Origin of the sequence: Kitasatospora putterlickiae (assembly GCF_039527695.1) — a bacterium.
GTDB lineage: Bacteria > Actinomycetota > Actinomycetes > Streptomycetales > Streptomycetaceae > Kitasatospora > Kitasatospora putterlickiae.
This window is the reverse complement of record NZ_BAAAKJ010000158.1, coordinates 3,798-4,878: the sequence shown is the minus strand read 5'-3', so window position 1 is coordinate 4,878 and position 1,081 is coordinate 3,798. Positions and strand designations below refer to the sequence as shown.

The 1,081-nt window shown below is 77.9% G+C and carries 1 protein-coding gene; it reads left to right on the top strand.

Features of this window, described 5'->3' with window-relative positions; genetic code table 11:
• A partial coding sequence (locus ABD308_RS16435; protein WP_344334198.1) for a zinc-binding dehydrogenase occupies positions 1-901 on the top strand: 901 nt, incomplete at its 5' end.
• Positions 902-1,081 lie beyond the last annotated feature (180 nt).

Below are 1,081 nucleotides of genomic sequence, written 5' to 3'. Positions count from 1 at the left end.
CACCCGGGTGCGGCCCGGCGACCGCGTCGTGCTGACCTTCGACTCCTGCGGCGCCTGCCCGCCCTGCCGGGCCGGGCAGCCGGTGCGCTGCGACCACTGGGACGCGCTCAACCTGTTCGGCGGCCGCCGGCTGGACGGCAGCGCCACCGTGCGCGGGACCGGCCGCCACCGCGGCGCCGCGCTGCACGGCCACTTCTTCGGCCAGTCCTCCTTCGCGGGCTACGCGCTCGCCGACGAGCGCAACACCGTGCCCGTCACCGGCCCGCCGGTGCCGTTCGAGCTGCTGGCGCCGCTCGGCTGCGGCGTGCAGACCGGCGCGGGCGCGGTGTTCAACGTGCTGCGGCCCGAACCCGGCGACACCCTGGTGGTGTTCGGCGCGGGTGCGGTCGGGCTGGCCGCCGTCCTGGCGGCGCGGTCGACACCGGTGGTGCGGATCGTCGCCGTCGACCTGCGTCCGGACCGGCTCGCGCTGGCCCGGGAACTCGGCGCCACCGACGTGGTGGACGCGTCCGCCGGGGACCCCGTCGAGGCCGTCCGCGACCTCACCGGCGGGCGCGGCGCCCAGCACACGCTGGAGACCAGCGGCAGCGTCCGCGCGCTGCGCCAGGCGGTGGACGCGCTGGCCGTCGGCGGCACGTGCGGGGTGGTCGGCGCGCCGCCGGCCGGCAGCGAGGTGGGCCTGGACGTGCCGGGGCTGCTCGCCCGGGCGCCCCGGATCGTCGGGGTGAACCAGGGGGCGAGCGTGCCGTCGCGGTTCCTGCCGGTGCTGGTGGACCTGCTGCGCGCGGGACGGCTGCCGGTGGACCGGCTGGTGCGGACGTACCCGTTCGAGGCGGTCGAGGAGGCGGCCGCGGCGGCGGAGGCGGGGGAGGTGGTGAAACCGGTGCTGACGCTGCCCTGACGCCTCCCCGCAGCGGCTCCGACGACGCCCTGAACCCGTCTGGAGCCGCACCGGCCGCCGTACTGACAGCCGTACCCAACAGCCGTACCCCACAGCCGTACCGATGGGCCCGCCGTCGCGTCCGCCGTCCGCTTCCGCCACCTGCTGCGCACCGACCTGCTGGAGGGCCTGCGCGCGGTG